The organism is Rhizobium sp. M10 (genome assembly GCF_002531955.1).
In the GTDB taxonomy this organism is placed as follows: Bacteria; Pseudomonadota; Alphaproteobacteria; order Rhizobiales; family Rhizobiaceae; genus Rhizobium; species Rhizobium etli_C.
Window position 1 is genome coordinate 19,599 of record NZ_NWTA01000040.1, and the last position, 8,747, is coordinate 28,345.

At 64.4% G+C, this 8,747-nt stretch carries 6 protein-coding genes; all 6 read right to left on the reverse strand.

Annotation, left to right across the window (positions count from 1 at the left end):
* Window positions 1-152 precede the first annotated feature (152 nt).
* Window positions 153-3,110, reverse strand: coding sequence for a bifunctional [glutamine synthetase] adenylyltransferase/[glutamine synthetase]-adenylyl-L-tyrosine phosphorylase (locus CO671_RS31675; protein ID WP_097609048.1), 2,958 nt, complete (start codon window positions 3,108-3,110; stop codon window positions 153-155).
* Window positions 3,111-3,245: 135 nt separating this feature from the next.
* Window positions 3,246-4,658, reverse strand: a complete 1,413-nt coding sequence (locus tag CO671_RS31680) for a HAMP domain-containing sensor histidine kinase (RefSeq protein WP_097609049.1) — start codon at window positions 4,656-4,658, stop codon at window positions 3,246-3,248.
* A complete protein-coding gene (locus CO671_RS31685) occupies window positions 4,655-5,401 on the reverse strand; it encodes a response regulator transcription factor (protein WP_097666250.1) in 747 nt (248 codons plus the stop codon). The genes CO671_RS31680 and CO671_RS31685 overlap by 4 nt, the downstream gene beginning before the upstream one ends.
* 74 nt (window positions 5,402-5,475) lie before the next feature.
* On the reverse strand, window positions 5,476-7,074 hold the full coding sequence (locus tag CO671_RS31690; protein ID WP_097609050.1) for a Do family serine endopeptidase: 1,599 nt from the start codon (window positions 7,072-7,074) through the stop codon (window positions 5,476-5,478).
* 207 nt (window positions 7,075-7,281) lie between these two features.
* A complete protein-coding gene (locus CO671_RS31695; protein WP_097609051.1) occupies window positions 7,282-7,779 on the reverse strand; it encodes a cytochrome c-type biogenesis protein in 498 nt (165 codons plus the stop codon).
* A gap of 167 nt (window positions 7,780-7,946) precedes the next feature.
* Window positions 7,947-8,747 (reverse strand): cytochrome c-type biogenesis CcmF C-terminal domain-containing protein (locus CO671_RS31705; RefSeq protein ID WP_280953358.1); only part of this gene is annotated, 801 nt, incomplete at its 5' end.

Sequence of the window (8,747 nt, forward strand, 5' to 3'; positions counted from 1 at the left end):
TTGACCAAACCAGTGAGGGATTGCGTCGCGCCGATTAAAAATCTGTGAAGCTAAACAAACTCCTACATTTCCGGGGACGGCGAAGAGTTGGTTGCGCAAAATGGATAAGAGCTCCAAGAATGGATAGGATTTCGATCGAAGGTCGATGCCCATCAGCTCTTCACTAGAGACAGAAAAATCTTCCGAACCGCCTTCGAGAGCCGTTTCACTTCCCCCTCCAGCGTCCTGATATCGGGGCAGTCGCCGGCACGGCAGACGAGTTCGATGAGGCCGGCAGGGGCGTCGTTCGGATCGAACTCACCGTCGATGCAGAGACGAATCAATTGCGACAGGCTGGTATAGAGTGCGAAGGCTTCGAGACAGGTGGCGAGATCGTCCGCGGCCAGCAGCCGGTCGCCGAGCAGCTTCAGGGCCTCGCCGGTGCTCAGTCCATTGACGGGGATGCCGACGCCTTTGGTGGGAGCGATCAGCGCCAGATACTGGGCGATGAATTCGAGATCGACGACGCCGCCGGGGATCAGCTTCAGGTCCCACGGGCCGGAAGGCGGCTTTTCCGTTTCGATCAGTTCGCGCATCTCGGCGACGTCATGCGCCACCTTGGCGATGTCGCGACCGGCCGACAGCACCTCGCGGATGATATGCTCCGCTTCGGCGATCAGGCTGTCATCGCCAGAGATCAGCCGGGCGCGGCTGAGCGCCATATGCTCCCAGGTCCAGGCCTCCTCGCGCTGATACTTGCCGAAGGCATTGATGCGGGTGGCGACCGGCCCCTTGTTGCCGGAGGGACGCAGCCGCATGTCGACCTCATAGAGCACGCCTTCGGCGGTCGGCGCCGACAAGGCGGCGATCAGCCTCTGGGTGATGCGGGTGAAGTAGCGCGTCGCGTCGAGCGGCTTCGGCCCGTCGGATTCGGAGGCGGCGTCGTCATAATCATAGAGCAGGATCAGATCGATATCGGAACCCGCTGTCAGCTCGAAGCTGCCGAGCTTGCCCATGCCTGATATGGCGATGCGCCCGCCGGGATAGTTGCCGTGTGCCGCCCGCATTTCGCCGATCACGGCGTCGAGCGCGGCTGCGATGACGAGATCGGCGAGATGGGTGAAGGCGCGAGCGGCCATTGCCCCGTTGATGGCGCCGGTGAGCAGGCGGATGCCGATCAGGAAGCGCTGTTCGGCGGCGAAGATGCGCAGCCGGTCGAGCACCTCCTCATAATGGCGCGCCTGGACGAGTGAGCCCTTCAGGCGTTCGCCGAGATAGTCGCGCGTTGGCAGCTCAGCCATCAGGCCTGGATCGAGCATGCCGTCGAAGACATGCGGCTTGGCGGCGATCACCTCGGCCAGCCGGGGTGCTGAGGACATGATGTTGACGATCAGCGACAGGAGCGCCGGATTGCTGCCGAGCAGCGAGAAGAGCTGAATGCCGGCGGGAAGGCCGGAGATGAAACTGTCGAAACGCAGCAGCGCCTCGTCGGCGCGCTTGCTTTCGCCGAAGACGCGCAGGAGCTCCGGCGCCAGCTCCGTCAGTCTCTCACGCGCCTCCACCGATTGCGTCGCGCGGTAGCGGCCGTAATGCCAGGTGCGGATGATGCGGGAAATGTCGGACGGCCTGGTGAAACCGAGCTTCTTCAAGGTCTTGAGCGTATCAGGGTCATCGCCCTGGCCGGTGAAGACGAGGTTTCCGGTTTCGGCGGAAAGCCTGCTCTCCTGCTCGAAGAGGCGGGCATACCGCCGCTCCACCGTCTTCAGCACGCCGACCAGCCGTTCGGAAAAACTCGGCGTGTCGGAAAAGCCCATCATGAAGGCGATGCGCTTGAGGTCGGCGTCGGTCTCCGGCAGAAGGTGGGTCTGCTCGTCGCGCACCATCTGGATGCGATGCTCGACGTCACGCAGGAACCAGTAGGCCTCCGTCAGTTCGTCGCGCGTCTGCACATCGATCCATTTCGCCTTGGTGAGCTCGCCGAGCGTCTCCTCCGTCGACCGGCCGCGCAACGCCGGCATGCGGCCGCCGGCGATCAGCTGCTGCGTCTGGACGAAGAATTCGATTTCACGGATGCCGCCGCGCCCGAGCTTGACATTATGGCCCTTGACCGCGATGGCGCCGTGACCCTTATGCGCGTGGATCTGCCGCTTGATCGAATGGATATCGGCGATCGCCGCGTAATCGAGATATTTGCGGAAGACGAAAGGCGACAGCCCGCGCAAAAACTCGCCGCCGGCCACGAGGTCGCCGGCCACGGCGCGCGCCTTGATGAAGGCCGCCCGCTCCCAATTCTGGCCCCTGCCCTCGTAATAGATCATCGCCGCGTCGACGGGAATTGCCAGCGGCGTCGAACCGGGATCGGGCCGCAATCGCAAATCGCTGCGGAAGACGTAACCATCCGCCGTGCGCTCCTGCAGGATGCGCACCAGCCGGCGCATCATCCTCGGGAACACCTCGATGGCGTCATCGGGGTCGGGCACGATGCCGGCCTGTTCGTCGAAGAAGACGACGAGGTCGATATCGGAGGAATAGTTGAGCTCGCACGCGCCGAGTTTGCCCATGCCGAGCACGATCAGCCCCGAGCCCTCGCTCGGCTTCGCCGGATCCCGCAGCCTGACCTTTCCGCTCTCATGCGCGGAGAGCAGCAGATGGTCGATTGCAGCGGCGACAGAGGCTTCGGCGAGCTCGCTCAGCCAGGCGGTCGTGGCCCGGCCATCGACGATGCGCGAGAGATCGGCGAGTGCGACGAGGAAGGCGGCCTTGCGCTTGATGATGCGCAGTCTGCTCATCACCGCCGATTCCGCCGGCGCGACCCCTTCCCCGTCCGGCCGCCAGCAGTCCCGCGCCTCGGCGATCAGCGCTTCGATCTGCGGCTCCAGTGGTTGCGTGATGGCGCCGGCGAGAATGGCCGGGTCGAGATTGACGATTTCGCGCAGGTAGGGCGAGAGCGTCAGCACGGCGGAGATGAAATCGCGCAGTGGCCCTTCGCTCTTCAGCATCGCAGCGACCGACGGCTCGCTTTTGCCGGCCTGCTGAAGGTCGCTCAGCGCCAGCTTCAACTCCGTCTGGCTCAATGGACGCAGCAGCCCTTCGGCGACGTCCTTGAGGCCATGCGTCGATTTCGTCAGCATAGGCTCTCCCTGGCTTTGGAGCGGAGGAAACGGGCGCCAGAATCACGGCCCGCCTCCTCGATCGGGATTAAACTAGGGTCTCGGCGCCAAACCGCCAATACGCGATTCAACCGATCGTGTTTGCGCACGGGCCGCTCAGGCAGCCTTGGCCGGGAAGATCATGCTGACGGTCAGTCCGCGCTGTTCCGGCTTGTCGGGATTGGTGTCGGAGAGTTCCAGCCGGCCGTTGTGCAGTTCCATCACCGCCTCCACCAGCGAAAGTCCGAGCCCTGTGCCCGGTTTCGAGCGGCTTTCGTCGAGGCGGACGAAGCGCTTCACCACGTCGTCGCGCCGATCGGCCGGTACGCCCGGCCCGTGGTCGGCCACCGACAGGCAGACGCCGTCCGGGCGGCGGGCAAGCTTCAGCGACACCTCGCCCGCCCCTTCCGTATCGGAGGAATATTTGATGGCATTGTCGAGCAGATTGAAGATCGCCTGGCCGATCAGCTCGCGATTTCCCTGCACCTCGATCCCGGGTTCGACGCTGGCGCTCAAGCCAAGCCCGGCCTCTTCCGCCGCCGGTTCGTAAAGCTCGGCGCTGTCGGAAACGATGGCCGACAGCTCGACCGGCGACATCTCGGCGGCGACCGAGCCTGCCTCGACGCGGGAGATCATCAGCAGCGCGTTGAAGGTGCGGATCAGTTGGTCGGATTCGGAAATGATGCCTTCGAGGGCGACGCGCCGCGCATCGACATCGCTCATGTCGAGCGCATCGGCCGCCTTGTTGCGCAGCCGCGTCAGCGGCGTCTTGAGATCGTGGGCGATGTTGTCGGAGACCTGCCGCAGGCCTTCATTCAGCTTCTCGATGCGCTCCAGCATGGTATTCAATGACATCGAAAGCCGGTCGAACTCATCGCCGGAGCCGCCGACCGGCAGACGCTGCGACAGGTCGCCGGCCATGATCTTCTTGCTCGCATCCGACATGCGGTCGATGCGCTTCAGCGCATTGCGGCCAATGGCGAACCAGATGATGATCGCGCCGAGCCCCATGATCGCCAGCGCCACCATCAACGCCTGACGCACCAGCAGGCGGAAACGTTCGGGATCGCCGAGGTCGCGGCCGATCAGGATCCGCAAGCCGTTGTCGAGCACGAAGATATTGGCGATCGCCCGATGGCGGCGCTCGACACCGCCGCCGTCGGTATAGCGCTGATAGGCGAAGGGGGCGGAGGTCCAGCCGACCTCCTCGAAAACACCCGGCTGCACCGAGGCGACATTGCCGGCGAGAATATCGCCCGAGGGGCCGGCGATGATATAGAGATTGGCGCCCGGCTGGCGGGCGCGCCGCTCCATCGTGCGCAGCAGAAGGTTCATGCCGCCGGTGTCATAGGCGCGCTGCACCTGCTCCACCTCCTGCTTGACGGCATCGCGGATCTGGCCGGTCAGCAGCCGTTCCGACATCGCCGTCACATAGAAGACGAGGGTCGCGGCGCAGATGGCGAAAAGCAGGATGTAGAGTGCCGAAAGGCGGACTGGGGTGGACTTGAAGAGAACCCTGAAGCGGCTCATCCCTCGTCCTTGATCATATACCCCGCGCCCCGGATGGTTTTCAGGAGCGGCTGGCTGAAGTCCTTCTCGATCTTCGAGCGCAGGCGCGAGACATGGACGTCGATGACGTTGGTCTGCGGGTCGAAGTGGTAGTCCCAGACGTTTTCGAGCAGCATGGTGCGGGTCACCACCTGGCCGGCATTCTTCATCAGATATTCGAGCAGGCGGAACTCACGCGGCTGCAGGGGGATTTCCTTGCCGCCGCGGCGCACCTCGTGGGAGAGGCGGTCGAGTTCGAGATCACCGACGCGATAGACGACGTCCTGCTCCGGCGTGCCCTTGCGGCGGCCGAGCACCTCGACACGCGCCAGCAATTCGCTGAAGGCATAAGGCTTCGGCAGGTAATCGTCGCCGCCGGCGCGAAGGCCGGTCACCCGGTCATCGACCTGGCCGAGCGCGGAGAGGATGAGCACCGGCGTATGGATGCCCTTGCGGCGCAGCTCGCTGATAACGGAAAGACCGTCGCGGCGCGGCAGCATGCGGTCGATGACGATGACGTCATAGGTATTTTCCGATCCCATGAACAGGCCGCTCTCGCCGTCGCTGGCGTGGTCGGCGACAATGCCCGCCTCGCGAAAGGCTTTCGTGAGGTAGGCCGCGGCTTCGAGATCATCTTCGATGATGAGAATCTTCATGCGGCCGACATTACCCACCGGCTGCGTTTCGGCAAGGCTCAAAGCATCTGGCTGCGGAGCGGCGCTCATCGCGATCATCCTTCAAAAATCAGAACAATCGAGCCGTGCGGAGTTTGCTCCGCACGGCTCCCGGTTTTCGGGGATCAGCCCTGGCCGTTGATCGGCAGAGCGACGAAACGGCTTCCTTCGCCCGACTGAATCTGGAAGAGCGCCCGGGTACGGCCGTCCTTCTTGGCCTGGTTCAGCACCTTGACGACATCGGCAGGGGTGGAGACTTCCTGGTTGTTGACCGAGGTGATCTTCTCGCCTTCCTTGATGCCCTTGTCGGCGGCGTCGGAGTCCGGGTCGATGCCGGTGATCGCCAGGCCCTTGCCGTCATCGGAGGGACCGACCGTCAGGCCGAGATCGGCGAGCGCCTTTTCAGACGCCGGCGCCTCGGGCTGCTGCGGCTGGGTGTTGTCATCGGCGGACGCATCCTTCTGGTCGGCCGGCAGCGTGCCGAGTTCGACGGTCAGGGACTGCGCTTTGCCGGCGCGCCAGACCGAAAGCTCGACCTTGCTGCCAGGCTGCATCGCGCCGATGCGGCGGCTGAGGTCACGCGCATCCTTGATCGTTTCACCGTTCAGGGCGGTGACGACGTCGCCGGCCTTCATGCCGGCTTTGTCGCCCGGCGATCCGGCCTGCGGGGCGACGACGAGGGCGCCGCTCGGCTCGGAAAGGCCGATGGATTCGGCGATATCCTTGGTCACCGGCTGGATCTGGACACCGAGCCAGCCGCGCGAAACCTGGCCGTCCTTCATCAGATCGGCGACGACATCCCTGGCGGTCGAGGCGGGAATGGCGAAGGCGATGCCGACGCTGCCGCCGGACGGCGAGAAAATCGCGGTGTTGATGCCGACGACTTCGCCGCTGAGGTTGAAGGTCGGACCGCCTGAGTTGCCGCGGTTCACGGCCGCATCCACCTGCAGGTAATCATCATAGGGGCCGGAACCGATATCGCGGCCGCGGGCCGAGACGATGCCGGCCGTGACCGTGCCGCCGAGACCGAAGGGATTGCCGACGGCGACGACCCAGTCGCCGACGCGGACATTGTTGTCGTCGGCCCAGTTGACGTAGGTGAACTTCTTGCCCTTGCCGTCGACCTTCAGCACGGCGAGGTCGGTGCGCGGATCCCGGCCGATCAGCTTGGCATCGAGTTCGGTGCCGTCGTTCATGACGGCGACGAAGGCCTGCCCGTCGGAAACGACGTGGTTGTTGGTGACGATGTAGCCGTCCTCGGAGATGAAGAAGCCGGAGCCCTGAGCGACCGGACGCAGACGGCCCTTGCCGGGACCATTCGGGCCGCCCGGGCCACCGGGGCCGTTCTGGCCGAAGCGCCGCTGATGGCCGCCCTGCTGGTCGTTCGGATCCTGGCCGAACTGGCGGAAGAAGCGCTTCAGCGGGTGATCATCAGGCAGGTCGTCAAAGCCGCGGCCATTGAAATCGAAGGAGAAGCCGTCATTGTTGTCGGCGACGGGATTGACGCGGTTTTCGACGCGAACGGATACGACGGCGGGCGAAACGGCATCGACGACATTGGCGAAGCTCGGAACGGCGGGCGCCTGAACCTTGACGGCTTCGGCATAAGACCGAGTGATTTCGAGCGGAACGCCGGTTGCGAGCACAGCGGCTGCGATACCGGCAACGGTAGAAGCCTTGAGCACAGTGGCGAGGGACGGACGTCCGTTGAAATTCTTCAGCATTGGTGCACCTTCTCTTGTTCTTAAACCTTCAGACCGGCAAGGCCGGATCAGTCGATGCATCAAGATATAGGATAGCGCACCTTACTGCGAACTGTCCGGCCAATGAAAAATTGGTAATGTTTGGAATGTTTCTGGCGGTTACTGCGCCCGGCGTTTCCCTGGGGTGTCCAAAGGATGCGGAAATATTCATCCCGGCTCGACGGGTTGTTATTTCTTTAGAAGCTCGTTCAGCCTCGCCTGTTCTTCCGCCGTCAGCTTGCTTCCCGTCGGCTTGCCGGCCCTCCGGCGCGCAAAGACCAGCAGTGACAGCCCGCCGGCGAGCACCAGCAGCACCGGCGCGCCCCAGAGCAGCACTGTCTTCGGATTGAACCGCGGCTTCAGCAGCACGAATTCGCCGTAGCGCGAGACGATGTAGTCCAGCACTTCCTCGTCGCTGTCACCGTCCTTGATGCGCTCGCGCACGAGCAGGCGCAGATCTTTCGCCAGCTCGGCATTGGAATCGTCGATCGACTGGTTCTGGCAGACCATGCAGCGCAGTTCAGCCGAAAGAGTGCGGGCGCGCGCCTCGAGTGCGGGATCGGTTAGAACTTCGTCGGGATTGACGGCGAAGGCGGACAGGGGTGCGAAGAGGATGAACAGGATGACGAGGAGACGGGAGAGAAAAGGCGACCTCTGCGAGATGCGCCGAACCTCTCCTCCCCTCATTCCTGTGTCCTCAGGGCTTCGCCCGAGGGATGTCACAGGAATCCAGCCACGGCGCGTCGGCGCCGTGAATGAATCCATACCGCCACTCAACGAGTCTCCTGCGCCCAAGGACTTGGGCGCGCTGGATTCCTGTGACGAGCACAGGAATGAGGGAGGTCGTGAGCCCGTCATTCCGCCGGCTCCATCGCGGGAGCCACCGGCTTCGCCTTAGCCTTGCGGCGCGGGGCGCCGACGCGCAGGCGGCGGTCGGAGAGCGAGACGAGACCGCCGGCGGCCATGATCAGGGCGCCGCCCCAGATGCACAGGATGAACGGCTTCCACCAGATGCGCACGACGATGCCGCCGTCGGTGGTGGCATCGCCCAAGGAAACATAGAGCTGGCTGAGACCGAAAGTCAGGATGCCGGCCTCCGTCGTCGGCATCTGCCGGGCGGTATAGAGGCGCTTGGCCGACCAGGTGTCGGCGACCGCAACCCCGGCGCGCCGGATGGTGAAGTGGCCGCGCTCCTCGCTATAGTTCGGTCCCCTCGCCGGCCGCATGCCGTCGAACTCAAGGCTGTAGCCGCCGGCCTCGACCACCTGGCCCGGTTTCATCTCGACGACATGTTCGCTCTGGAAGGTGGTGACGGCGACGATGCCGAGCACGCTGACGCCGAGCCCGGCATGGGCAAGCGCGGTGCCGAAGGCCGAACGCGGCAGGCCGGTCAGCCGGCGCCAGGCGATGCTTCCGGCGACCTTGCCGATGCCGGCGCGATACCAGAGATCGGCAATGGCGCCGAGGATCAGGAACAGCCCGGCCGCCAGCCCGAGCACGGAGAGCACCGGCCCGCCATGCTCGATGTAGAACAGGATGACGGCGGCGGCGAAGGCGAGAGCAGCGACAAGATAGAGCCGCTGCAGGGCGCCGAGCAGATCGCCGCGCTTCCAGGAAAGCAGCGGCCCGAACGGCACGATGACGAGCAGCGGCGC